General features: G+C 43.7%; 22 protein-coding genes. 8 read left to right on the forward strand and 14 right to left on the reverse strand.

From position 1 onward, the window contains the following. Positions 1-146: 146 nt before the first annotated feature. The 8 genes from WH46_RS10110 to WH46_RS24385 all read right to left on the reverse strand — a co-directional run bounded on the left by WH46_RS10110 (position 147) and on the right by WH46_RS24385 (position 8,375). Positions 147-1,232, reverse strand: coding sequence for a HAMP domain-containing sensor histidine kinase (locus WH46_RS10110; RefSeq protein WP_231584319.1), 1,086 nt, complete (start codon positions 1,230-1,232; stop codon positions 147-149). After that, positions 1,222-1,899 (reverse strand): response regulator transcription factor, encoded by a 678-nt coding sequence (locus WH46_RS10115; RefSeq protein ID WP_046226616.1) that lies wholly within the window; start codon positions 1,897-1,899, stop codon positions 1,222-1,224. The genes WH46_RS10110 and WH46_RS10115 overlap by 11 nt, the downstream gene beginning before the upstream one ends. A 176-nt stretch (positions 1,900-2,075) precedes the next feature. Continuing rightward, complete coding sequence (locus WH46_RS10120) at positions 2,076-2,324, reverse strand: hypothetical protein (RefSeq protein ID WP_046226617.1); 249 nt, start codon at positions 2,322-2,324, stop codon at positions 2,076-2,078. Positions 2,325-2,592: 268 nt separating this feature from the next. Beyond that, positions 2,593-2,721, reverse strand: coding sequence for a hypothetical protein (locus WH46_RS24500; RefSeq protein ID WP_269430601.1), 129 nt, complete (start codon positions 2,719-2,721; stop codon positions 2,593-2,595). Between the two features lie 345 nt (positions 2,722-3,066). After that, on the reverse strand, positions 3,067-5,769 hold the full coding sequence (locus tag WH46_RS10125; protein ID WP_046226618.1) for a TrlF family AAA-like ATPase: 2,703 nt from the start codon (positions 5,767-5,769) through the stop codon (positions 3,067-3,069). Position 5,770: 1 nt separating this feature from the next. Beyond that, positions 5,771-6,361 carry a restriction endonuclease gene (locus tag WH46_RS10130; protein ID WP_046226619.1) on the reverse strand — a complete coding sequence of 197 codons (591 nt, stop codon included), beginning with the start codon at positions 6,359-6,361 and terminating at the stop codon, positions 5,771-5,773. A gap of 43 nt (positions 6,362-6,404) precedes the next feature. Beyond that, the gene (locus tag WH46_RS24380) at positions 6,405-7,382 is read right to left on the reverse strand and encodes a 3'-5' exonuclease (RefSeq protein ID WP_231584320.1); all 978 of its coding nucleotides are present in this window, start codon (positions 7,380-7,382) and stop codon (positions 6,405-6,407) included. Then, a complete protein-coding gene (locus WH46_RS24385; RefSeq protein ID WP_231584321.1) occupies positions 7,383-8,375 on the reverse strand; it encodes a nuclease-related domain-containing DEAD/DEAH box helicase in 993 nt (330 codons plus the stop codon). It lies immediately after the preceding gene. A gap of 611 nt (positions 8,376-8,986) precedes the next feature. Between WH46_RS24385 and WH46_RS10140 the strand changes: the two genes are divergently transcribed. From WH46_RS10140 to WH46_RS10155, 4 genes are all read left to right on the forward strand, one after another. Beyond that, entirely contained in the window at positions 8,987-10,000 is a 1,014-nt protein-coding gene (locus tag WH46_RS10140; protein ID WP_156172247.1) for a hypothetical protein, read from the forward strand. Positions 10,001-10,084: 84 nt separating this feature from the next. Further along, a complete protein-coding gene (locus WH46_RS10145; protein ID WP_046226621.1) occupies positions 10,085-11,203 on the forward strand; it encodes a hypothetical protein in 1,119 nt (372 codons plus the stop codon). A 126-nt stretch (positions 11,204-11,329) separates the two neighbouring features. Continuing rightward, on the forward strand, positions 11,330-12,346 hold the full coding sequence (locus WH46_RS10150; RefSeq protein ID WP_046226622.1) for a hypothetical protein: 1,017 nt from the start codon (positions 11,330-11,332) through the stop codon (positions 12,344-12,346). An 82-nt stretch (positions 12,347-12,428) separates the two neighbouring features. Continuing rightward, complete coding sequence (locus WH46_RS10155) at positions 12,429-13,508, forward strand: hypothetical protein (RefSeq protein WP_046226623.1); 1,080 nt, start codon at positions 12,429-12,431, stop codon at positions 13,506-13,508. A gap of 171 nt (positions 13,509-13,679) precedes the next feature. Here WH46_RS10155 and WH46_RS23825 read toward each other — a convergent pair whose 3' ends face one another. The 3 genes from WH46_RS23825 to WH46_RS10170 all read right to left on the reverse strand — a co-directional run bounded on the left by WH46_RS23825 (position 13,680) and on the right by WH46_RS10170 (position 16,761). Then, entirely contained in the window at positions 13,680-15,290 is a 1,611-nt protein-coding gene (locus WH46_RS23825) for a right-handed parallel beta-helix repeat-containing protein (RefSeq protein ID WP_046227201.1), read from the reverse strand. Positions 15,291-15,398: 108 nt separating this feature from the next. Continuing rightward, positions 15,399-16,013 (reverse strand): GNAT family N-acetyltransferase, encoded by a 615-nt coding sequence (locus WH46_RS10165; protein WP_046226624.1) that lies wholly within the window; start codon positions 16,011-16,013, stop codon positions 15,399-15,401. Between the two features lie 154 nt (positions 16,014-16,167). Then, positions 16,168-16,761, reverse strand: coding sequence for a DUF1836 domain-containing protein (locus tag WH46_RS10170; RefSeq protein ID WP_052714190.1), 594 nt, complete (start codon positions 16,759-16,761; stop codon positions 16,168-16,170). Between the two features lie 370 nt (positions 16,762-17,131). On the opposite strand from WH46_RS10170, the gene WH46_RS10175 reads away from it, so the two are divergent. Next, a complete protein-coding gene (locus WH46_RS10175; protein WP_017813015.1) occupies positions 17,132-18,016 on the forward strand; it encodes a DegV family protein in 885 nt (294 codons plus the stop codon). 346 nt (positions 18,017-18,362) lie between these two features. Here the strand turns inward: WH46_RS10175 and WH46_RS10180 are convergent, their stop codons facing one another. Beyond that, a complete protein-coding gene (locus tag WH46_RS10180) occupies positions 18,363-19,151 on the reverse strand; it encodes a hypothetical protein (protein WP_046226625.1) in 789 nt (262 codons plus the stop codon). 157 nt (positions 19,152-19,308) lie between these two features. On the opposite strand from WH46_RS10180, the gene WH46_RS10185 reads away from it, so the two are divergent. Beyond that, complete coding sequence (locus WH46_RS10185) at positions 19,309-19,857, forward strand: sigma-70 family RNA polymerase sigma factor (RefSeq protein ID WP_082208370.1); 549 nt, start codon at positions 19,309-19,311, stop codon at positions 19,855-19,857. Beyond that, positions 19,847-20,986, forward strand: a complete 1,140-nt coding sequence (locus WH46_RS10190; protein WP_046226626.1) for a DUF4179 domain-containing protein — start codon at positions 19,847-19,849, stop codon at positions 20,984-20,986. The genes WH46_RS10185 and WH46_RS10190 overlap by 11 nt, the downstream gene beginning before the upstream one ends. Positions 20,987-21,298: 312 nt before the next feature. Here WH46_RS10190 and WH46_RS10195 read toward each other — a convergent pair whose 3' ends face one another. Both WH46_RS10195 and WH46_RS10200 read right to left on the reverse strand, forming a co-directional pair. After that, complete coding sequence (locus tag WH46_RS10195; RefSeq protein WP_017813011.1) at positions 21,299-21,517, reverse strand: hypothetical protein; 219 nt, start codon at positions 21,515-21,517, stop codon at positions 21,299-21,301. A gap of 93 nt (positions 21,518-21,610) precedes the next feature. Beyond that, on the reverse strand, positions 21,611-22,903 hold the full coding sequence (locus WH46_RS10200) for a glycoside hydrolase family 27 protein (protein ID WP_046226627.1): 1,293 nt from the start codon (positions 22,901-22,903) through the stop codon (positions 21,611-21,613). A 292-nt stretch (positions 22,904-23,195) separates the two neighbouring features. Between WH46_RS10200 and WH46_RS10205 the strand changes: the two genes are divergently transcribed. After that, on the forward strand, positions 23,196-24,896 hold the full coding sequence (locus WH46_RS10205; RefSeq protein WP_046226628.1) for a methyl-accepting chemotaxis protein: 1,701 nt from the start codon (positions 23,196-23,198) through the stop codon (positions 24,894-24,896). Positions 24,897-24,956: the final 60 nt, after the last annotated feature.

The following is a 24,956-nucleotide window of genomic DNA, read 5'->3' on the forward strand; positions in this document are numbered from 1 at the left end:
TAAACGACAAAGGAACTCCTACATATTTATAGGAGTTCCTTTAATAAAGCAGTGTATGATTATCCAGCTGGTAAAGTTATCTCTTTGAACAATCAATGGACACCATTTGTTTACTTATTATTCGCCTGGGAGATAATATCAGTCATCTAGCCTGAAGGGAGAATAATCTCGAATATTGTACCGTTCCTATCCGATCTGGCAATTCTAATTGTCCCCTCATGCAGTGCGACGATTTTGTAAGCAATACTCAGTCCCAATCCATTGCCGGAAGACGAGTGCGAGTCATCCTCTTGATAAAATTTATCGAAAACGTATTTTTGCTTATCTGGTTCAATCCCTGGACCAGCGTCATGAATAGCTACAATAATTCCTTGGTCTTCAGAGACAATATTGATCTGGATCTCTGAATCCGTAGGTGAATACTTGATCGCATTATCCAAAAGATTGATCCAGACCTGGCTGAGCATATCTTCGTTTGCAGTAACCATAAATTCAGGCGAATCGAATAAAAAACCAATATTTTTCGCAGACCATTTGGGGTGTAGAAGTATAACAGCAGTTCGAATTTGTTCCGTTAGGTTAAACCATTCTTTTTCCATAATCATCGTCTGGGTTTCGAGTTTGGATAAATGAAGGATACTCGTCGACAGCTCAGCCAGACGTTCCGACTCATTAATAATGATATCCAAATATTCGTTGCGCTCTTCAGCAGATAGATTATCTTTTTTTAGTATCCTGGCGTATCCCCTTAAAGACACAATCGGCGTTTTAAATTCATGAGAGAAGTTATTGATAAAATCCGAACGTAGCATTTCCAGACTATCCAGTTCTTCTGCCATATGATTGAAGCTACGATTGAGGTTTCTCAGTTCTTTGGGCCCTTTGAGATGAATTCTGACAGAAAAATTACCTGCAGCCAGTTCTTCGGAAGCACGAATTACTTGTCGGATCGGAGCAAGAGGAATCCGGCTAAAGATCAAAGAGGCCACTATACTTACGAGTACACTGACTGTGCCAAAATAAATCATAAGCCATACTCCACTTCCTGCATCAGATGTTCCGACTGGAGACGGAGTATATAGTCCAACGGAAGAAAGAAATACAATAATCAATAGCGCAAGAAAAATGGATACAAGGAGAATAAACAAAACAATAAATGTAAAAATAAAGGTCAGTCCCCAACCGTGAATATAACTCTTTTGCCTGAGCTTACCCATTCGTCTAATCAACATGTTTTACAACCTTGTAACCGACGCCTCGGATCGCCACAATCTCAAATTCCGGGTAATCAACGAATCGCTTTCTCAACCGATTGACGTGAACATTGAGCGTTACATCACTTGTCTCCGAATCCATTCCCCAGATCTCATCCATCAGCTGAATTCGGGTGAAAATCTTGTTTGGATACGACAGCAACTTGTACAATAGATAGAATTCTTTCTGTGGCAATGTCTGTACATCGTTGTATCTGGATACAGTGAGAGAATCATAGTCAAGACAAACTTCTCCGATATGAAGCTTACGCTCGTAAAGAATCTTGGCTCTTCGCAGTAGGGCACGAATTCGCAGAAGCAGCTCATCCTCGTCCACCGGTTTGACCATATAGTCATCTGTACCCACGAGGAATCCTTTTCGCTTATCAACAGGTAGATGCTTTGCTGTAACCATCAGAATGGGGATATCATTTCTACCATCTCTGATCATTTGTGTCAACTCGAATCCATCCAGGTAAGGCATCATAATATCTAGTACAATCAGATCAATATGCTGTCTGTCCAGTATTTCTAGTGCCCTTATGCCATTCTCGGCCAAAAACACATTATAACCAGCTGTCCCAATAATTGTTTTCATTAATTTCGCCGTATTGGTATCGTCTTCCGCAACGAGAATTTTGAACATTGTGTACATTCCTTTCAGTGCTATAGCTTACAGCAGAAAATATGTAGCCAAAAGAGAAGAATTACTCGCATTAAATAGGCTAACGTCCTCTCGTTATTATAGTCTGGATCGTATATAAAAAAAGTCCCTGGCTCAAATTCTGCCAGAGACTTTTATTTTATTTGGAAGAGTATGAACTAATAACGGTATTCCATACGTCCTTGGTACCAACATTGTCTTTCATTGCCATAAGTAGAATATTGATAGGAAGTAAGTGTACCAATGTAGCCTCTGCCATCATCATGTACGATCGTTCCACATGCCTGATTGGAAGCTACCAGACGCGTCACACTATTGGTCCAATACCAATCAGCTGCCGCAAATCCGGAAGTGGCGGGTAATAATAAAGCCAGGGACATAACAGATGCAATAATTTTCTTTTTCATTCTACATGTCTCCTCTCATTATTAAAATCCTTTCTATCCTATCATATTATACATAATTTGTAAAATTAAATACATAAATGGAAAATGAGTTTTCTCATCTTCACTCTTCTACTTTATAGATCTTTTTGACATTTCCTCTTTCCACTGCTATTTTCAAATGAACTACAGGTTTCAGAGGATGAACTCTATCCAGTGAAGTCAGGACAAGGTGGTGTTCCCAATCAAGTTGGGATTCACTTTTCTCCTTTACCTAGCTACTCATGCCTCCTCAATGATCCGGTTGAATGTGAAAAGGCTCCATGACGATCAGACTCAGGTACTGGCGAAACCTTAGCAATTCCTCCATCGCCCGCTGCTCTTTCTGGAAGATGCCCACGGTAAAGGCTGATTCGACCATTCCATCTCTACCATAGGCAGACAAGACTCTTACTGTGTCTGATATTTCGGCGGTAAGGGCAATGACTTTGACATTTTGGCTGATCTATACTCTTCTCAATAAGTGCTATGAAAGGAGTATAGGATGAGGTTGATGAGTTAGGAGTATGAGGAAACAAATTATTGTAAAAGAGACTGAAAAAGAAATAACCAATTGTTTTTATCCAAAAAAGTTATAGAGTAATAATTTAGCTTCAAGGTCTACAGTAAATTATACCCTTATTATTAATTTAATTACGAAGCATATTAATTAAAATATAAATCGAAATAATACTTATTTTTTTATCATTAGAAAATCTATTACTATCTAATCGCCTAATGCTTTGGAAATTCTAAAATATCTTTTGTTTAAAGCTTCCTTTCCACCTTCCATAATTTCGCATATAGCTTCTCTAACATCATTTTTTTGTAAGGCACCACTTATTTGCTTTTGAATCATTCCTCCTGCAAAATTCATTTGTATAATGTTTTCTGCGGCACCGTTTACAGGTATATTAGGATTATGCGTTACAATTATAACTTGCTGCTTATTCTTAAACTCTCGTAATCCGGAAACAACTAAGTCAGTTATTCTCTTTGTATCTAAATCTTCTTCTGGTTGATCAATAATTATAGGCGAATCATCCAACAAGAGCATCAAAGAAAGCATTGCAGCTGTACGCTGGCCTGCTGATCCAGTTTCAATATCTTCTTCTTTGTTTTTGCTAGCCAGCTTTAAGACTATTTTATCTTCAGGGTACCATAAGCTTAATCTATCAATATCCTCAGGCGTATTAATAAGCAGTGAATCAATATGCATAATAAATCGTTTTGTTGTTTTTAAGTTAGAAGTGTTTTGGATATCATTTATTAATTTAATTCTGTCTTCCCATATAGAAGCCGACATTGATAAATTATAAAGAATTCCACTATGAGGAATATTATCATCATCTTTTTCTAATATATCTTTAGTAAATTCCTTTCCATTCTTGCGTATAATATTTCTAAAGGTATTCTCAGCATTTTCAATATTACCCATTACATTTAGGTAAATTTTTATATTCGAGTTGCTTCCTTGCCATCTTTCTATAACATTCTGGCGGTATTTACGCAAATTTTGTTGATGAAGATTAATTTCTGTAAGCAACATAGTAGACTCGTTCTCATAAGCTTGCATTTCTTCTTCGTATTCGGAAGTTCTTTTCAATTTCTTTTCAATCTCTTGTTGTTTAAATACTAATTCACCATAAGCATTTGGATTTTGTTCTCCACTTTCTTCTAATCTTTCTACAAACTCCTCATAATCCTTACAATGGTTATTTATTTTTTCATAGTACGGTATCGATTCAATTTTTGAAGATATTCGACTATTGAAATCAGCAATTTTACTGCTAATAAGGTTAAATTCTATAATAATATTATTTATTTCCTCAGATAATTCATGTAATTGAGTGTTAGATTCTACGTCTATCTCATCAAATTGATTGAACTCAAGCATATCTATAGGATATACTTTTACCAGTTCTTGAACTTGGACATTTAAATTATCAATTTTGACTTTTTCAACTTCAAATTTGCTTAATGCAGATTGTGCTTTAGCATAATTATCAAGAATACTTTTATAACCAGATTCTTCGAAAACTTTCATTTTTGCTAATATATCATCTAACTCTGATAATAAGTTTCCTTTTTCTTTTACTTTGTAAAACAATTCTCTTTTGCGAGCTCTATTTTGCATCCATTTATTTGACAACTCTTCATATTGCTGATCCCATTCAGTTTTATTAAATTGCTCATCTATTATATTCATAATATGATGAGGATCTTCAGTTAAAGTATACAATTGCTTTTGACTAAATATTCTTAATGGAAATCGTAAACTCACATTGTCGCTTAATTCTTTTTCTTCCCAGTTCTTATTTTCATTTTGAAATTCTTCTTTTATACCACTATTTGTCCAAGTAAGTGCAACTTCTCTTCCATCTTTTTGCATTAACACTTTAATTTTTGTTCCCTCTGTTAGCATCCCTGTTTTACCACGTTCTTTAGGTACTTGATTGAACTCTTCAAAGCTTTCTTTAATTTTACCTGGCAATCCTGAAACTTTATTAAACGGCAATCTCAGATATTCAATAATGCTAGATTTTCCAGATCCTCTACCGCCTATAATTGTATTTAGCCAGGGACTAAAATCAATTTTTAAAGGTTTTCCTCTGCCTGCTTTTGCACCATTCTCAATAACAATAGATTTAATATAAAATCTTTGATTTATATCGTTTGGGTTATTGAGACTCACATCGCTTCTAATTATTCCATCTTCACCATCATGTAAAGCTAATCTAAGAGCATCAATATTAGGGTTATCCATTTTAACCCATGTATAAATTTGTCCTATAGTATCAATAGAATGACTATCGGAACCGGATATTTCTGTATAATTCAATTTTGAATCAATATAAACTTGTGGCTTTTCATAAGTAATATTACATACTTGAATAGCTAATACTCCTTTTGCATTTAGGCATGTTTCGAGTGATAGTCCTTTTTCTTCTTCAAATAATCCTTTTGGACCGTCTACATGAGCAGGTATTGCTATACCTCCATGGCTATGAATTATATTAATAACATCATTATACGAACATTCAGTACATGTGTCTGAATGTCCATACGCACCAAAATATTTAGAACGTGCTAACACATCATTAATCGCTCGTCCACAAACTTCAGGAGAAAATATAGCTAATAAGTGGATATTTCCATTTACTGATATTTCAACTCCAGGAAATATAACCAGCTCTCTAAATCCATCACATTGTTCAGCTCTCATAGCTACAAGCTCGTCTTTTAAAAGATTTACCCATTCACTAGAATTATGGTCTGTGACTGCTACACAATCGATTTCTTTTTCCATATATTTCAACAACCAATTTCTAGGAGTAACTACTTGATCTAGCTGTCTGTAATCGTTAGAGGCAGGTGTATGAGTATGAAAATCAAATTTCTTCCATGTTGCACCATAATGTTGATTCATATTAAACCTCCATATTATATTTTTTCTTCTCATTTTTCACTCTCAAAATCATCTCCACCAACTCATCCCGCCCAATCAGCCGCACATTATTCGACCGCGCCAGATTAACGGCCTGCTGCGTATACCCGCTGTTCGTCACTACCCAAGCCGCTGAAGCCTTATAATGCGCTACCGCTCCATAAGCTTCCTGCACTGCCTTCAACCCAACATTCTTGCTATACCGCTTGGCCTGCACGACGATCTTCTCGCCATTTCGGCTGATGACCAGATCCGCGCCGTAATCGCCTTGCGCTTGTGTAGCATTTGCTTTGTATCCTTGCAGCCGGAACAGCTGCTCCAGATACTTTTCAAATTGGATGCCGTCCATCTTGTCGATCTCGGCAATACCGGAGCGACGCAGTCGATTGATTCTCGCTTCATTGATCAGACGACTAACCAGCGCTACCACGATAATCCCGATCACGATTACCATAGCGGCGATCATGAGGCTTTTGGTGTAATACAGCATGCCGAGTCCGCCCAATATAACCAGGCTGCCTATCGCATTGACTGTCTCCTGCTGCTGTTTCTTTTTACTCTTTCTCCGTGCCATTCGTACTTCCCCTTTATCTCTGTTCTAGTTGTATTTATTGCTTTTATGGTCTGTCCTTACCCTGATCTGCAGCCGTATGAGCTTTCTCATCTACCCACTTCGCAAATCCTTCCACCCTGCTGTAACTCAGATACAAATGTTCCATCGCCCGCGTCATCCCAATGTAGAACCGCGATACTTCCTCGTCCCACTCTTCTTCCTTCGCCTTCTCTCTCGGCATGCCGTCCACATTCACAATAAATACCGCCTGGAAGTCCATCCCTTTGGCGCTGTCGATCGTGGAGATCTTCACCGTCTCTTCATAGCGATCAAAGCTGTCTTTGGTTCGCTTGTTCTCGGTAAACCAGTTGTAGGGAATATAGCTATGGTCGAGTCCCTCGCGGATCGCGTCGATGATGTAGTTATTGTTGTAGCTGCCTTTGATCCGGTACAGGATCACCATGTCGGCGTAGTTGACTTTCTTTGTCTCGTGCAAGTGCTGTATCTGCTCCACTACCCACTGCATCTCTTCCTGAATGGACGTGCAGTGACGGGACTGCGGCTCCGGTCCTCTCCGTTTGGTGCCCTGCGGCGGGATAATCTCGGCGGGTTCGCTGGTCGTGACTGTCGTCTGGAACTTGTCGCGCAGCTTGGAGTGCGAGCGGTAGAAATCCCATGCGTAATTCACGATCTGCGCGGTATTGCGGTAGTTGATGCTCAATACTTTGGAGCGTCCGCGGAAGTCGAGTCCGGTGTTGCGGGACAGGCTGACTTTGCGGCGGAAGATCTTTTGCGCTTTATCCTCGACAATCAGCAGGGACTGGGTCTCGGGATTGAGCGCTTTGCTAATTAGCTCCAGCCACTGGGGCTCCAGATCCTGACCTTCATCCACAAGGATGGCGTCATACTGCGGCGCGGTTAGCGTTCCTTCGCCTATCTGCTCCAGTAGATTGTTAATCTGGCGTTCATTTCCCAGTTCACTATTGGAGAATTTAATAGGAAAGCGTCTGTACAGCCAGTCATGGAATGTCGTAATCTCCATTTACTCGGGCAATCGGTCATCTCTTGTATCGCCGGATGATTCCGATCCCATCTCCGACCATTCAAACAGATCTTCCGGTTCATTCAGCTTGTGCATGATCATACTGCGGATGTTGCAGGACAGCGGACTGCCGTAGCAGAGGACGAGAATGCGCCAATCCGGATGTTCATGCAGCAGCGTCCGGGCGCGACTCGCGAGAATAAGTGTCTTGCCGCTGCCAGCGACACCGCGAATGAGTCGATGACGGTCACCGATCTGCCGGGCAAGTGATTCCTGATGCAGATCCATTGCTTGAATGTTATGCAGCGACAGCAGCAGGTCGTCCTGGTAATAGCCGTGATCCCTTATATCTGCGCTAATCCGTACCTCGGTAAACAGATGATAGCGGATCGCTTTCATGTCTTCTTCGCTGAGCATCTGATTACGATGGAAAGCAACCGGGAACATGCCGTTCAGTCTTTCTAGTAGACGATCCCGGTTGAAATGTTCGTCTTCCGTGTCAATTTCTTCCCTTGTCAGAAGGAGATGCATATCGATACAGCGGTGAATTTCATTACGAATGATATGGGTCTCTTTCATACGGGTGAAGACGACTCCGTGTCCATAACGGAACTTGAGATTATTTGAATAGACCCCTGTTTGCTGGAGCAGATTACGGTCTTTTTTGAGTTTTTTCTGAATATGAAATGAATAATTTCGGGCCTGTGAGATCGGGTTGATGACGGTCTCCAGGGTGCCGGTTCCTTTTTGTGTATGTAGCTGCCATTCTTCGGGGTTAAGCTGGTAGAGGGTGTTCTCGGTATAATCCTTGACCTCCAGTACAAGCAAGCCAAAATCGGGGCCGATAATGACATAGTCGGGTCGTCTGCCATTAATATGAGGTTCATAGTAGACAACATACTCGTCAGGTAGATGTTTTTTGAAGGTGTTAAATAGGGTACGTTCGCCAGCAGTTGCGCTGCCGCGGATCGTCTCTGGAATCATGTATGCCATGGGTGTATGCTCCTTGCTGCCGTCGATTCCGTAGATATGAGTTCCAGTGCTTCTGGAATGCGGACGGGGATTTATTTTAAATTTGTAGGTATATTGATTTGCGTAAATAGACACTATTAAGCAGATTAGCCGCCTTAATCATACATCTTTTGAACTATATTGGAAATACCTTTTTTGTTAATTTGTGTATTTTATATCTCTTTCATACAGCAAAAGCTACCTAAATCCCTTTAACAGAGCAGGATGCAGACAGCTTTTGTATGAACATATTTGGAATTATCATGGGAACTATTATGGGAATAATTAGATAAATATGATTCGCATTATCTGCTCTGGCTTTTTCAGTTCATCCTATTCTCCTCCTGCCACTCTATAAGATTCATAGGTGACTATTTTTCGCTAACTAGGAATGTATAAAGAAACTGTAAATGACCTGGTAAATCCTCCCTAAAACCGCCTTTCAAAGCCCATTTGCAAACTATAATTACACACTTTTTTAATAATTGGATAATTTATACACTAAAGTAAAATATAAGTTGAAAACATTCATAAATCAGTTATAATCAACTCGAAATCACCTATTCGCAATCCAATACAAAGGAGACGATGCTATGAAGTTAACTTATGTTCTTTTGAGGACAATGATCATGCTCTTGCTATTCAGCTGGGTATCCCCGGAACTCAGTTCTTCCGTCAATGCTGCCGGTACACCGCAGCCCGCTGAAGAGAGTTCATCCCAACCAGCTACACGATCGACCGGAGGAGGTGGCATGTGTTTTCCTTATCTGACCTCCGATTCAGCGGATGCAACTACAGATACATACATAACACCGGACACGACTGCCTCTCCTCCTTCCTCCCGTTCCACAGTGGCTCCCCTGCCTGTTAACACCTCCTACGGAACAGCTATCGAGCTGACGCCAGGAGTACCGGTCGAAGGTTATCTTCCTCCGGATGATCAGGATTGCGTCTGGTTCCAGGATGCACTCTATTACAAAATCACCGTTACCAAGACACAGAAGATTACTGCCCTGATGCTCGTTCCACCGGGTCTGGATTACAGTATGTATCTGGAAGGCACGGCTTCTTTTCGGCACAAGGGTCCTTATGACCAGCTCAGCTATGTCGCCCAGCCGGGAACGTACTATCTGCGCATCTCCGAAGGACATACGCGTGGCAGTCTCACTCAACCGTTCAATCTGAAAGTCATGCTGTCTGACAAGTTCGATGATTATGAACGGTATTCCGACGACAGCTCGGCGACAGATGCCTATTACCGGGGGCCTTCGGTGCAGACGATAGACAATCTGTATGACGAAGACTGGAAAATGTTCGGTCTCGACTACCCGGGTACTATTACGGTTCGCCTGGATAACCCTTCTTCCAAAGGCGTATACAAAGTCGAAATCTGGGACTGGGAAGATAATGTGATTGCCACTGTAAAGCAAAATGAGACCAAAACCTTGCGGCTGCCGGTCACCTCGTATTTTGTTCGTGTCTATGCTCCGTCCAAGTATGATCCAGATGTGCCTTATACATTGACCATGGATACCAAATACGATCCACGACCTGTCTGTCACTGGGACGAGGAACGTCCATGGGAATGGGTATGTACGGGTCCATGATCTAGAGAACAGCAAACAACCCATTTACGCTATGATTAATCCTTTTCGTGTTCCTGCATCCTAGCTTACCGAGGAGATGATGCGATGAAATCCAAATGGTTGATGTTCAAAATGGTCACGATTCTGCTGCTGCTCACTTGTATGACGGGTCCGATGCTGACCGCTGTAGCAGCCGATACTTCTGATCCAGCGTATCCCCAGCTGATTCCGCTGAATAGCAAAGACCGAGTAACGCCGCAAGCTTACTCGGGCGATGTGTCGGAATGTCTGCCCTTTGCCAAACCGGTGGCAGCACCTGCCCCAGGTAGTACAGCGACAACAGCCACCTATGTAACTGCAGATACCTATGCAGCCGGTACCAAACCGACTACAGGTGTCCCTACCATACCGGCTCCACCAGGCATGCCGACCAATATCTCTACCTTTGCCGCGACCGAGTTGACGCCGGGTGTCCCTGTCGAAGGTTATCTACCTCCGAATATGCCGGGCTGCATTTTCTGGCCAGGCGGACTCTGGTACAAAGTCACTGTCGACAAGCCGACCAAGATTACCGGACTGCTGCTGACGCCGCCGGGCATCGACTACTATCTGTATCTGTACTATGAACGCAATGGTCCGGGTGATGTGAATACCGGTACGGTTTCTTTCCGCAATTCCGGTCCCTATGACCAGGTCGCCTATGTGGCACAGCCGGGTACGTATTATCTGTTCGTAACCGAAGGGGCAACAGGCGGCAGCATGAAGCAGCCATTCAACATCAAGGTGATGCTGAGTGACAAGTATGATGAATACGAGAAATATACGGACGATGCCACCACCACAGAGACCTACTATGATGAATACCGTACCGGTCCTATGATCCATACGATCGACAATCCGTATGACGAAGACTGGAAAATGTTCAACGTCAGTGTGAACGGGGCATTAACAATCAATCTGGACAATCCTTCATCCAAAGGGTATTACAAGCTGGAGCTGCTCGATCAGAATGAACATCTGATTGGCTCCGTATACCAAAACAAACCAAAAACATTCCGGCTGGATATGTACAACGCCTATTACACCCGTGTATTTGCGACTAATCCTGCCAAATATGATCCGGATGTCCCTTATGTGCTGACGATGAAATTCAAGCCTGATCCGCAGCCTGTCTGTGACTGGGATGAAGAAGAACCATGGAAATGGGTATGCACCTGGCCTTAATCAAATAATGGAAAAGAACCCTGTCTCCACAAAAACCAAATTGCCAAAAGTAAAAATGGTAAAAACCAAAACGTTAAAAGTAAATAGACTCTGATCTATATTCCAACTCCTAAAGGGGATTATTCGATGAAATCAAATCCATTCCTATCCAAAATCATGGTTGCGCTGCTGGTAGTCAGCTGGGCTCCGGGAACGCTGGGATCGCTCACATCTGCCGCAGGTCTGGATCAACCAGATACTGGCACGATCGCTACAATCCGTGCCGATCCGATTACCAATCCGCTTCAGCCAAGCAATGTGTCAGTACCTGTGTCTGAACAACCAACAGCAGCTGCCGCCACCTATCTAACCAGTAGCCTGCCTACTCTGCCTCCCGCTGTAGTGACGCCACCTACCAATACGACCAGAGAAACTGCGATTGAGATCAAGCCCGATACTCCCATCGAGTCCTATCTTCCTCCAAGCAGCTCGGATGGCCATGGGAATTACAGCGGCGGCGCTCTGTATTACAAAGTCACATTAACAGAAAGACAAAAAATGACGTTCATGATGCTCATGCCGCCAGGAATTAATTACCATATGTTCATGGAGTCCACTGCCGGATTCCGCAGCAGTGGTCCTTACCAGCAGCTCAACTATGTCGGCGGACCGGGAACATATTATCTGGAAGTTACAGAAGGTGGTACGCCCGGCAGTCTGACAGTGCCATTCAACCTGAGACTGGTGCTCAGTCCAAAAATCGATAACTATGAGCAGTATTCCGACGATTCCTTTGTCACGGAAGTATATGATTGGGGTCCGACACGTCATACGATCGATAACCCTTTTGATGAGGACTGGAAAGCATTGAATATTCCTGAAAACGGTAAATTAATACTGTCTCTGGACAATCCATCCAACTCCAAAGGCGTATACAAAGCAGAGTTATATGATCAAAGCTCCAGGCTGATCGGAACTGTCTATCAGAATGCACCAAAGACATTCGATATTCCGATGAATGGATACTATACCCGCGTCTATTCTGCCAAAGGCTCTTACGATCCGGATGTGTATTATACGCTAAGCCTGGATTTCAAGACGCCTCCAAAGCCAGTCTGTGACTGGGAAATCGGCGATGTTTGGGTATGCACGTGGCCTAAATAAAGAGAGATGACGCACCTTATCGCACTTGTTATGAATCACAAGCACATCTGTCTTTATCCCAAATCGCAAAGGAGCTTACCTCATGAAATTCAGACCGTTAATGCTCAAAACAATAACTGCTCTGCTGCTGACCGCCTGCATGCCTATGAGCAGTCTGGCTGCTGATGCCGCTGGTTCTTCTCCGGCACCTACGCTACAGCGTACCGCCCAGACGAATACAGTAACAACACAGGGCGATGTATCCGATTGTCTGCCGTATTCCAACCCGGTGGATCCACCCGGTGATGATACGGTATCCGTAGATACGTATTCGACTGACGCATCCTTGGCTGCTCCTATTATGAAAAAGGGAACCGCGCCTCCTCATATGCCTACCAATATATCTTCAGAGTCTGCGATCGAGGTGAAAGCGAACACACCCGTAGAAGGATACCTCCCTCCGGATATGCCAGGCTGCTTTTTCTTTCCAGGTGGTGTGTGGTACAAAGTGAAGGTGGACAAGCCCCAGAAAATCACGGGATTACTGCTGACTCCACCAAGTCTGAATTACAACTTGTATATCTATTATGAACGTTCCGGACCAGCGGATGTGGATGCAGTCGCAGTATCTTTCCGGGACAAGGGCCCTTACCAGCTGGTCAGTCATGTTGTAGATCCCGGCACTTATTACTTTTTCATTACCACGAATAAGTCAAACGGCAGTTTCACCCTGCCATTCAATTTTAAAGTGATCTTAACGGACGTATATGATAGTTACGAGAAATATTGGGATGACGGTCCTACTACGGAAGCCTATCTCGCAGACCATTCCAATCCTATGATGCACACGATTGACAATCCGTTTGACGAGGACTGGGATTCGCTTAGTTTTGATGTGGAGGGCACCTTTACGATTAATCTGAATAATCCCTCCAAGAAGAGTGTATACAAACTGGAAGTCTTGGATATGAATGAAAATGTAATCGAAACCGTGTATCAAAATACGACCAGGACGTTCCGATTGCCACTCGATAATTATCACACGCGCGTTTATGCACCGAATCCTTCCAAATACGATCCAACTGTCCCTTATGCCCTTTCGGTGAACTTCAAGCCTGATCCGCAGCCTGTATGTGGATGGGATGATGACAAACCGTGGAAATGGGTGTGTACCTGGCCTTGATGTCGATATGTATATTGAAGATTTTACGTTTCGGTAAACTATAACGAAAACCCATGCAGGAGCCTATTGGCTTTGGCATGGGTTTTCTAATTTTCATAAAAGGTGTCAGATGAATCTCTCTATAAATAATACTATGATTCAACGATGTAAATCTTGCGAATCCTTGAGAAGTTATTCAGGAAATTTTTGCTCGTCATTCCAATATACTAAGCCACTGGCGAAACGGTATTTATTAGCATTATTATTGGGAGCGTTAATAACTGTCGTATTATTAAATTTCACAGTCCCCATTCCTCCGGACCCCCATACTCCTACGGCATATCTGCTCGCATTACGACTGGTATTATCATTAAAAATAATATTGTCTATGGGCGCAGACCCAGCATATACCAGCATATCGGTATGCTCTTTTTCTAAAAATAGAGCTGTACTGTCTACTGTATTTCGATTAACGGTTACATGATTTACCGATTGAGTGTTATAGCTGCCTTCTGTAGCGATATATATACCGGCCAATTGCGTACGCTGAATAGTATTAGCCTCGATACGCACATCATGACCACCCACTACAGAAATGCCCCGTGCTTTACCATCACTAACCTGATTATTCAAAATACGAACATCATACGTAGCTTCCGGATTGCCTGCTGCATCCAGATCATCGCCGTAGCTGACTACAGCAATCGTATCATCGCCTACATTCTGAACAATATTTTGTTCTACAGTTACATTATGACTGCCGCCTGTCGTATGGATACCATCGGCATTCGTATTTTGTACAGTGTTATTGGTAATTGTTCCTCCGGCAGATCCGCTCACATAAATACCGGCGGTACTGGCTTTGTTCACTACTATATTATCGACCGTAAAATGGGTTGCATTCTTGACGGTGATGCTGTTTTTATCATTGGCGCCGTTTCCACGAGGGACTACACTTTGATACTCATGCTTCAGGTTGCGGATCGCTGGATTGCTTCCTGTGAGATCTATCGAACCGCGCTCGGGATTGGTCGATAGCAGGATGGATTTTTCCTTGCTTGCACCCTTTAGCGTAACACCGTTAACTGTTACGATATCACTCAGCTGGAAAGTACCAGCTGGTACATATACGTCTTTGCCCTGTGTGCGTGCAGCTGCGATAGCCGCATTAACAGCAGCATAATCGTCTTTGCCATCATTGGCTACAGCGCCAAATTGTACAATCGACAGACTCCGATCATCTGGTACATCTGCTGCCTCGGTAAACGCTATCGTCGGATTCCAGAGCGTATGGTCAAAGCTGATCGAGCCGACTTTGTTAACCACAAAGTGAATCGCTGTTCCTTTTTGGACAGCAATCTGGCTTACACCGGTCGGTGTTACGCCTGCTGTAGACTGGACTTTTTGGCTCCAGAGAGTTGTATTGTCTTTGCGGATACTCGCGAGAATACCATCTCCATCGGCACTTCCTTTTTCTATAGCTCCGGTGATGGTGATCGTTCCGTTCGCTGGTGCAATCCAGGTACGGACAGCATCGGCATCGTTACCCGGATGCTGTGCATTCGCCGATACCCATGGATAGGTGCCACCGTTATCCCAGCGATTGCTCGCCGCCTGATATGTAAGCTTGCTGTATGTGGTTCCTGATGCTTTCTCATATTGCCAATGATTGGCACCCTGGGTGGAACTGTAATTGGTAGACGCCTGGTAGTTCACAATATCGGCTGCGGATATCGTTCCTGTCACACTTATCAATCCCAGTCCCAGTGATGCCATACTTGCAGCTATCCATTTGGTGTTCATATGCAATTGAATACCTCCTATTAGTAAATTAGTTAATAATGTGAATTATATTAACTTTCCATTATTAACCTTTTATAGAAGGTATAGAATCTACATAGACTGCTTTTCTCAGTGTCGCTGTCCAATATGCTCTGCCCAGGATTGACGATCCAGTACATAGTGCTGATATTCTTCGCCTTCGATGTGGATGATATTCCGCAAGGTGAATCCGGATTTTTGGATGACCTGGCAGGATACGATATTCTCGGTCAGTGCTACCGCATTGAGCAGCGGGATAGTGGTATTTGCAAATAAATACATAATCATGCCCTGCACAGCCTGTTTTGCATATCCTCTACCTCTGTAATCTCTGGAAATGGCATATACAATCTCCCGGTTTGGTGAAGGCAGTTCACTCTTGATCCCTGTACAGCACCAGCCGATTAGCTCACCTGTATTTTTGGAGAAAATCGCTAGACGCAAGTATAGATCCTGTACATCTTCACCGCTTAGCACTGCATTGAGAAACTGTCGATTCTCGGGAATCTCATAGTGGACCAGCCAATCTGCCCGTACTTCTTTGGGAACGTTCCAGCCGGGAAGATAGCCATAGATTTCGTGCTGCCATGTCAGTGTATGCAGGGCATCCAGATCCCCAGCTCTGAACTCCCGCAAAATAATATCTTCACCATCTATAATCAATACATCTTCTTTGGGAACAAAACGATTATTTATATACATCATCAGCATCACTCTCCTTACTTTTGGTTAATTACCATATTAAGTAAACGATGATAAAGCAGTCAATGTTGCACTCTGGCATCGATTAAACCAAAAAGACATCCTGTTTACGGATGTCCCAAGGTAGTATTTGCTGCATGCACAGCAGACTCGCTATTTATGGTTTATTTACTTCTTTCTCAGCCTGTTCATTCATTTCAAGTCCAGTAATCTTCTCTGCCAGAATCTTGCCTGCATTGGCGAGGGTTGCCATTTTGAGTGAGAAGCTGGACAGCATCTCCTGCTGGGAACCGGCGTTATCGCGCAGCGCACGGCCTTCCTCGCGGGCCAGCTCCATCGTATAGCTGGATGCATCTTCCTGTTCATCACAGAAATGATTGTAGATTTCGCCGAGTGTACGAACCTCCAGCTGTCCTTCAATCATCGCCTGTATGGTGGCAATCGGCAGGACTGGTTTGAGATTGCAGATCATGATCAGATAAGCGATATGCGTGCGCGAATAGCGCTTTTTCACAGTAGGCGGAATGACTTTTTGTTTGACATAATTATTAATCATTGATGGAGTAATCAGCTTGCTGCCCGTATCTCCGGGGAACTGGCGAAACTGCCCTTCCAGCAGCGCGACCATCTGATCCATATACAGTTCAATCTGGGGCAGCTGCTCCCAGCGGGGAAACCGGTAATTAATCTTGGCTTCGCCCCATTCCTTCAATTCATCCAGAAGGGGGTAGTGCATCGTCGGTCGTTTCATTGGATTCTCCTCCTCGTAGGAATATTCAGGATATAGATTCATTATGTATACGACCCTGTTCACCTGATTGCCACGAATTAAGCGTATAACGTGTCTTTTGTTATAGCGCTGCTATTTTCTTTCTATTATAACGGATATACTGCCTTGCAGTAACTTGATATCATTCTAATCTGCTTGCATCAAGTTTGTAATCAACATCACATGTGGTTATAATAACTATATCACAAGGTTTTGCACTACATATGTATTTTTTGCAATATTGCACATTTAATTATTGCAAAGCATATGCTCACAATCTTTGGAAATAGCGGCTAGCTAAGCTGGTTTTCAGGGAATTGTTGAATCTTCTATGAGAAAGTAGTGATTTATTATGAGAACAATCGCCTGGGTAACCGACAGCACCGCAATGATCGATCCTGTATTTGCAAGCGAGAATCATATTTATATCGTTCCGCTTTGCCTGATTGCAGGTGATGAAGTATATCGTGAGAACATCGATATTACCGCTGAACAATTTTACGAGAAGATGCGTATCCATGACCGTGTAGGTAGCTCTCAGCCGCCGATCGGAGAATTTATAGAATTATATGAACAACTCAAGGATCAATACGATGATATTATTGCTATTCACTGCTCATCCGAACTAAGTGGAACCTACAACTCCTCCCTGCAGGCTGCCGAGATGGCCGAAGTGCGTGTCATCGGTATCGACTCTAAAGTCGGTGCATTCCCACTGCGCGAGATGGTTATGCAGGGCATCGAGATGCAGCAACAGGGCATGACAGCAGCCGAGATCAAGGAACAGATCGACGGTATGATTCAGGAAATGTCCTTTTACATGATTCCGGCCAGTCTGAGCCAGCTTCATCGCAGTGGCCGTGTATCTGGCACCCAGCTGATGATCAGCCAATTGCTGTCGATTCATCTGCTGCTGCGCTTTGAAGAAGGTAAAGTCATTGTGGAAGACAAGATCCGTACGATGAAAAAAGCCAAGCTGCGTCTGCTTGATATCCTGAAAAAAGATGTGGAGCATATTCGCGATGTATGCATTATGCACGCCAACAATCTGGAAGGTGCTTTTAAGCTCAAAGAAGAGATTGCGCATCTGGCACCGCGTTTGCAGATTGAGATTGCTTCCTTTATCCCGGTGGCAGGTATTCATGCGGGTGAAGGTACACTGGCTCTGGCATGGATCAAGAACAATTGGAGTGCGATCCAGCGTAACACCCTGTCGGCTGCACATACCACAGCCTGATTGGACAGGAAGTAACACGAACATTAGCTACGGATCAATGGATAGTTGATTCAGCAGCATTATAGATTGAGTATTTGCTATGGTTAGTTTGTGACTATTACCTCATTATCGAACCATCTATTTTCTAGTGAGCTGCAGACAAGAATAGATGAGTAGTTATTAGGTATAATCATCGGTCTAACCATGTAAAAGGCTTCCACCCTAATCGGATAGAAGCCTTTTTTCTTTTTATAGACTCTTATGCATGCTGATCGAATTTTGCTGTTTGAATAGGTGGTTACCAGAATAACATTGAATAGTCGAGATCGTAAGATTATTATATCGCTGATTATCCAAGACCAGCCTTTTAATAATGAGAACTGCTTCGTTTTTTCTTTTTCTTCTCTGCTTTTCTTTCTTGTTTGTTCACTTTTGCCTGTCGTCGCTCCTCTTTTTTGCGCTCGTATTCTTCACGCTGGTTTTTCTTTTTCCAATTTTCTTCCTTGTCCTGTACATGAATCTTTTCCTGCACACAGATCATCATAATGACCTGCAATGGATTGATCGCCGGGTGCTTGCTTAATTTCTTGATCGTATATGTATTATTCATTCCCGACTGTTTGGTAATACTGTACTCCTGCTCATGCCGAGTATTCATGAATTCGATATTTGTGTTAAAGGGCATGCGAATGAGGGAGGTACTGCCGATCTTTTGCTTGTTGCGATCCAGCAGCTGGAATGAATATCCCGACTTAATCAAAGGTCCTCTTAGCTGCTCCTTCATATAACCGACCGTCGCCCCGCTGCCATCTTTCATTGTACCCAGACGGGCAAGACCCAGCGTACCACGGCGAAGATGCTTTTCGACAAGCAACTTTTTTCCATTCGCATCTGACAGGGTGAACCGGTCTCCCGACCTTTTCAATAGAACCATATCCATTCGTGCGACAGGCTCATCATTTACGTATACCCTGTAAATAAAGCTTCCATCCCGATCTGTCTTTAATACAATCGTGTCCGCTTCGCGGATCACCTTGGCGTAATCGCGCGATGGGTCCCCTTTGAAGTTAGGAACCGACTGGCGGGTAAAATTGTGTACTCCGCATCCACTTAGCAGCAGAGCCAGTATAATGATACATGCTGTCCATCTTTTCAATACATTTTTCTCCTTAACATGTATTCTAGTTCTCAGGAACTATATTCATTATAATCCTATTTCTGTATTTGCCCATGTAATAAATGTCATTTTATCAAAACGTTATGACCTGTCTGCTTCGTCTATACTGTATAGATATCCAAAAGGGGGAACCATCGTGACTGTATCCAAAGCAGACACCGAGCTGCATACTTTGTCGGTAGATGCAGATTATGCCTGCGAAGAAGAACGATTCTACCAGACGGTGCTGTCTCACCGAAACCAGCTCTACCAGATTGCCTATAGCTATCTACGCAATAAGGAGGACGCGCTGGAAGCCATCCAGGAAGCAACTTTCCGGGCATGGAAAAAGCGTAAAACACTCAAAAATCCGGCAGCTTTCAAACCATGGATAATTCGTATTCTGATCTACATATGTATTGACGAACAGCGCCGCCGCAAACGCATCTCTCCTATACCCGAGCAGATGCCTGAACCGTCTGTGCAGCTGGATCACCGGCGCATGCAGATGCTGTCGATGCTGGAGAAGATCAAGCCCAAATACCGTCATATCCTGCTGCTTCGTTATTACAATGACATGACCGTCCCCGAGATCGCCCGCATCCTGGACAAACCGGAAGGCACGATCAAAACCTGGCAGCACCAGGCACTCAAGCAGCTGCGCAAGCATATGGACAAACAGGAGGATTGGTATAATGAAACATGATGTGGAACAGATGTTGAAGCAGGATGCAGAGCAGCTGCGCACTGAACAGCCTCCTGCAGGTGACTTCGAGCAGATCCGGGCGATTCGTGCAGGAATGCAGCAGCCTGCAAGACGCACGCATACGTTAGGAAGCGTCTTAAAGAGACGCTCGTCGCGTGTAGTGATGAGTACAGCTGCAGCTGTAATGGTCATTGCTTTTCTTCTGGCGGGAGTCAATCAGTGGAGTCCATTGTTTAAGACCGCAGCTCTGTCGGAAGAAGAGCAACAAGCGAATGATAACTGGGGAGATCTGGAACCTTTCCGGGAGTTATCCAGTCATATGAATATCTATGATTCACTCAATTCAGCTATTAAAAATAACTATATTCAGCGAACGAACACATCGGTTACACAGAATGGACTTACGTTTACGCTGCATGCCTTAACCGCGGATCGCCAGAAAATCATCTATTTCTTCACTATTGAGAGTCAGGAAAATTTAACTGTTATGGCTCCCAGTATATCCCGGTTTATCAGTCCGGATGATCGTCATGTAATTAGTGAAGGCAGTAGCATATGGGGAGGCGCTTTTCCGGAAAATCCCAGACTATATAAAGGAATGGGTATGATTCGACTAGAAGAAGGACAAGCTTTTCCTCACAAAATGATTGGACGTTTTCAGCTTCGAACCACAAAAATAGACTTTTTAAATCATCATAATCTGGAACTTAAAAAAAGTGACATTAACATCACGCCTATATTCAAGATCCCTTTTGATTTGGCTCCACAATTCAGTCTTCAAGAACCCAAAATATATTATCCGAAGGATGTAGTTTATAAATGGAGTAAAGGCACCTTAAAAGTAACCAAAGTAGAATTATCACCATTATCTACCAAGATTAAAATAGTGCTTGATCCTGTAGCTGCTAAATCGGATCCTTACCCGGTTTTCCCCAACCTTTATTTATTAGCTCAAAAAGGTGGAAAACGCACGCCTCTAGACAATCGTTCCGGCGGAAATTCAGGAGGCACAGCAGATGATGGCAGTTTCGAAATAGAATATGAATTTGGAAGTGACCTACTATCACAACCCGATACTTTGCAAATTGCATTAGCAGATGGGCAAAAGCATACATTAAAGCTCCGCTAAGATCTAGAAGCAGAATGCTACATCTTTGGATTTAATCTTCATGATCCCCATTTATAATATCTAATCCCAGGATCTTTAGGCTTGATCGGAGAATATGCTCTTATTCTTTTCTGAAATGAATACTGACTTATTCCTTGCCTGATAAATACAGAAGCTTGTCATATAACTGAGTCCTATAATACCATTCATCTAATGTCTCAATCACCCTGCCCCTAACAAAAAGAGCGGTTCCCCGTGAGGGTACCGCTCTTTTTGTTATACATATTATTATCGTACGATCCCTGACTAAGCCATCCATATTTACTCATTCTGTTATCGCCGCTTGCGCTGCTCAAAAAACTCGCATTCTGATCTATCATAATACTTCATATCACTAATATCCGCCTGAACCACAATCCGGTTCTCATCAAAACGTACAATCTTCACCGAAGATTCTATCAAATCATCCCCGCGAAAAATGCGTAGAACCGACTGCTGCTCCATCGCATCCTGAAAATCATCATCGGTCTCCAGTCTAATCTGATAAGCCATTGTTATCCTCCTGTCTCTATGCTGCACACATCCATGAATCATAGCATATTTTACAGTCAGACTCTAATCCTTATCCATGCTTACCTGACAGGCTTATACCTGGCTCAATCGGTAAAAGACTGCCGCATGCGGTGCCAGCTTCACTTCAATCTCTCCCTGCACGACACCGGCATCTGAACGTTCCCACAGATTGCGCAGCTGCACCGCTCCCTGGATATTCAGCTGATCCATTGTCACACGCACCAGCGCCTCTTCATCGCCTGCATTAAATAGTGCTACATAACGGTCCTCGCTGCCCTCCTGCTCTGCAGTCCATACAATCCGATCCTGCTCATCCCGGAAAACCTGACGGGCATTACGACTGCTGCGGTTGGCCTCCAGCACTTCATCATTAGTAAGCAGAGACAGTGTCCATGCATCATTATCCCGCAGTTCCCCACCAAACATCAGTGGAGAACGGAAAATCGACCACAGCGTCATCATCGTCAGCTGCTCATCACGGGTAAATCGTGTCCAGCGATCACTTCCGCCTCCATCCACCGAGCGAATCCCGATATGACCAAGAGGCAGCATATCACAATCTGGCCATTGTCCTTCCGCTACATACGGTGCCCATTTCTCACAGCGTTCGAACATGGCATGCAGCAACGGCCAGATATCCCAGAAATCATCGGTCACCCGCCACATATTCGCATTTGCTGCCAGCTCCTCATGATATTCCAGCGGTGCCGGACCCGGAGACAGACTGAGCACCATCGGACGGCCGCAGCGATCAATCGCCTGGCGAATCAATTCGATCTCTGCCAAATGAGTATCATACAGACGGGAAGCAGCGATATCATCCACTTTGACAAAATCAACACCCCACTGCGCATACAGCTCAAATAGCGAATCATAATACTCCTGGGCACCTTCCTGCGAAGCATCCACTCCGTACATATCCGTGTTCCACGGGCAAATCGAATTAGAGTGTGCAATCTGGCGTGCTATTACGGAAGTTCCTTTGATCGGTGTATCCTGATGTACAGCCTGTCTCGGTATCCCTCGCATAATATGAATACCAAATCGCAGTCCCAGGCTATGTACATAGTCTGCCAGCGGCTTGAATCCTTGTCCATCTGTTGCAGAAGGGAAACGGTTAACAGCCGGAATCAGTCTTGAGTATTCATCCATTTCCAAAGGGACAAAAGAGCGGTACGCAGAAGATACTGCTCCCGGTTCATACCACTGAATATCCACCACTACATACTCCCAGCCAAATGCCTGCAAATGCTCTGCCATATATTCGGCATTTCCTCGAATTTCCTCTTCGCGAACAGCGGCTCCATAACAATCCCAGCTGTTCCAGCCCAGTGGCGGATAAGGTGCCCATTGATGATGCTGCATATGTATACACTCCATTTCGTTGGATGATTAATGACTGCTTTCTTCTCCTGATGATAACGCTTACTGTATTGAAGTTCAATATAAAGGATATATGTATATAAATAAATTATATTTATGTATACTTTACAGTTTTCTAACTGAACTGCTATATACCCTTTTCTGAATACTTTTGGTTATTTTTTTAATAGCTTACTGAATTCCGATTTTATATATAAATTTTTAGGGGAACAGGACGATATATATACATGACTAACGTACTCAACATTATATTTTGCAGCTGGAGCGTGAATTTATGAGGTTTAATATTCAAACAAAGCTTTTAACCGGTTTTATCGTAGTTGTTTTACTTCTTGCCCTTACGGGATTAATCTCTACAATGGGAATTAATAAACTGGGTACCCAGCTCAAACAGATAAATACCAAATCGATGCCAAGTGTAACCCTGCTCGGCACCATGAATGGCGATGTATCCGACGTGGAACGTCTGGTGCTGAATATCTTGTTCGAAACAGACCCTTCCCAGCTGAAAAGCCTCAATGAGTCCTATACCGCTTTGCTCGACAAAATTGCCAAAGAACGTACCGAATATGAAAAATTGATCCAGACCGATCAGGAAAAACAGATGTTTATGCAATTTACTTCTAATTATGATAAATACATTGCCCTGCTGCCGCAATTGATTGAAGCCGGTAATGCCAACCAGACCCAGGCTTCTCTGGATCTGCACAAGCAGGCTTATCCGATCTGGTATGCAGCCAATGATGCGATTGGCCAACTGATTGCACTGGAGAATGAGCAATCGTCACTGCTGACTAATGATGCTGTAGATTTGTCCACATCGACTTCTCGCAATATCTTTATTCTGACTATTGTATCGGTAATACTGGCACTTGCCATTGCTATCTTTATCGCACGTCTGATCTCCCGGCCGGTCAAAGCACTGCAAGGTGCTGCCGAGCATATTGCCAGTGGTGACCTGTCCGGCGAACCTATTGATATCCGCAATCGTGATGAGATTGGTCTGCTGGCTGATTCCTTTAATAAAATGTCGCAGAATCTGCGCAATCTGATCGAATCGGTGGCTTCGACTTCCGAGATGATTGCTGCTTCATCCGAACAGCTGACTGCCAGCAGTGAACAGAATACTCAGGCATCCCGTCAGATTGCCGAGACAACACAGGAAGTGGCCGAGGGTACAACACGTCAGGTCGATCTGACCGCCAAATCCGCTCAGGCGATGCAGGAAATGTCTATCGGTGTAGAACAGATTGCTATCCGTGCACAGACCGTGTCCACATCTGCAGCCGAAGCAGCTTCCAAATCGGCAGATGGCGATGCAGCTATCCGTGATGCTGTAGCCCAGATGGATTCGATCCAGAATTCCATGACTTCCCTGGCGCATGTCGTTCAAGAACTGGGTGAGCGCTCCCAGACCATTGGTAATATTACGGATGTAATTACCGGTATTTCTTCCCAGACCAATCTGCTTGCTCTGAACGCCGCTATCGAAGCTGCGCGTGCCGGTGATGCCGGTCGTGGATTCGCTGTAGTAGCCGATGAAGTGCGCAAACTGGCTGAGCAATCCGCTGAATCTGCTCGTCAGATTACCGAGCTGGTAAGTACGATCCAGAGAGAAACCTATCGTGCTATTCAGGCGGTGGATGTAAACAGCCAGGAAGTACGCAAAGGTATTCAATCTGTTTCCCTCGCCGGTAATGCTTTCCAGGATATTCTGGCAGCTGTTAATCAGGTAGCAGGCGATATTGAAGATGTCTCTGCAGGTGCCGAACAAATGTCTGCCAGCACCGAAGAGATCGTACGTTTCTCCAAAGAGATCACCCAGATTACCGAAGAGACAGCTTCCGGTACGATGAACGTATCGGCAGCTACCGAAGAACAACTGGCTTCGATGGAAGAGATCACCACTTCTTCCGCTTCACTCGCCAACACCGCCGAGCATCTCCAATCTCAAATCAACGAATTTAAAGTATAATGTAACCTTTTACGGTTCTCTTGCGTCCTATCTTCTGTGTACCTGCAGCAGTTAGGGCGC

It is taken from the genome of Paenibacillus dauci (assembly GCF_000971985.1).
Classification (GTDB): Bacteria; Bacillota; Bacilli; order Paenibacillales; family Paenibacillaceae; genus Saccharibacillus; species Saccharibacillus dauci.

Coding starts and splice junctions, on each gene's coding strand:
- WH46_RS10110 (WP_231584319.1), bottom strand. CDS start 1,232: ATGTTGATTAGACGAATGGGTAAGCTCAGGCAAAAGAGTTATATTCAC.
- WH46_RS10115 (WP_046226616.1), bottom strand. CDS start 1,899: ATGTTCAAAATTCTCGTTGCGGAAGACGATACCAATACGGCGAAATTA.
- WH46_RS10120 (WP_046226617.1), bottom strand. CDS start 2,324: ATGAAAAAGAAAATTATTGCATCTGTTATGTCCCTGGCTTTATTATTA.
- WH46_RS24500 (WP_269430601.1), bottom strand. CDS start 2,721: ATGGTCGAATCAGCCTTTACCGTGGGCATCTTCCAGAAAGAGCAGCGG.
- WH46_RS10125 (WP_046226618.1), bottom strand. CDS start 5,769: ATGAATCAACATTATGGTGCAACATGGAAGAAATTTGATTTTCATACT.
- WH46_RS10130 (WP_046226619.1), bottom strand. CDS start 6,361: ATGGCACGGAGAAAGAGTAAAAAGAAACAGCAGCAGGAGACAGTCAAT.
- WH46_RS24380 (WP_231584320.1), bottom strand. CDS start 7,382: ATGGAGATTACGACATTCCATGACTGGCTGTACAGACGCTTTCCTATT.
- WH46_RS24385 (WP_231584321.1), bottom strand. CDS start 8,375: ATGGCATACATGATTCCAGAGACGATCCGCGGCAGCGCAACTGCTGGC.
- WH46_RS10140 (WP_156172247.1), top strand. CDS start 8,987: ATGAAGTTAACTTATGTTCTTTTGAGGACAATGATCATGCTCTTGCTA.
- WH46_RS10145 (WP_046226621.1), top strand. CDS start 10,085: ATGAAATCCAAATGGTTGATGTTCAAAATGGTCACGATTCTGCTGCTG.
- WH46_RS10150 (WP_046226622.1), top strand. CDS start 11,330: ATGAAATCAAATCCATTCCTATCCAAAATCATGGTTGCGCTGCTGGTA.
- WH46_RS10155 (WP_046226623.1), top strand. CDS start 12,429: ATGAAATTCAGACCGTTAATGCTCAAAACAATAACTGCTCTGCTGCTG.
- WH46_RS23825 (WP_046227201.1), bottom strand. CDS start 15,290: ATGAACACCAAATGGATAGCTGCAAGTATGGCATCACTGGGACTGGGA.
- WH46_RS10165 (WP_046226624.1), bottom strand. CDS start 16,013: ATGATGTATATAAATAATCGTTTTGTTCCCAAAGAAGATGTATTGATT.
- WH46_RS10170 (WP_052714190.1), bottom strand. CDS start 16,761: ATGAAACGACCGACGATGCACTACCCCCTTCTGGATGAATTGAAGGAA.
- WH46_RS10175 (WP_017813015.1), top strand. CDS start 17,132: ATGAGAACAATCGCCTGGGTAACCGACAGCACCGCAATGATCGATCCT.
- WH46_RS10190 (WP_046226626.1), top strand. CDS start 19,847: ATGAAACATGATGTGGAACAGATGTTGAAGCAGGATGCAGAGCAGCTG.
- WH46_RS10195 (WP_017813011.1), bottom strand. CDS start 21,517: ATGGCTTATCAGATTAGACTGGAGACCGATGATGATTTTCAGGATGCG.
- WH46_RS10200 (WP_046226627.1), bottom strand. CDS start 22,903: ATGCAGCATCATCAATGGGCACCTTATCCGCCACTGGGCTGGAACAGC.
- WH46_RS10205 (WP_046226628.1), top strand. CDS start 23,196: ATGAGGTTTAATATTCAAACAAAGCTTTTAACCGGTTTTATCGTAGTT.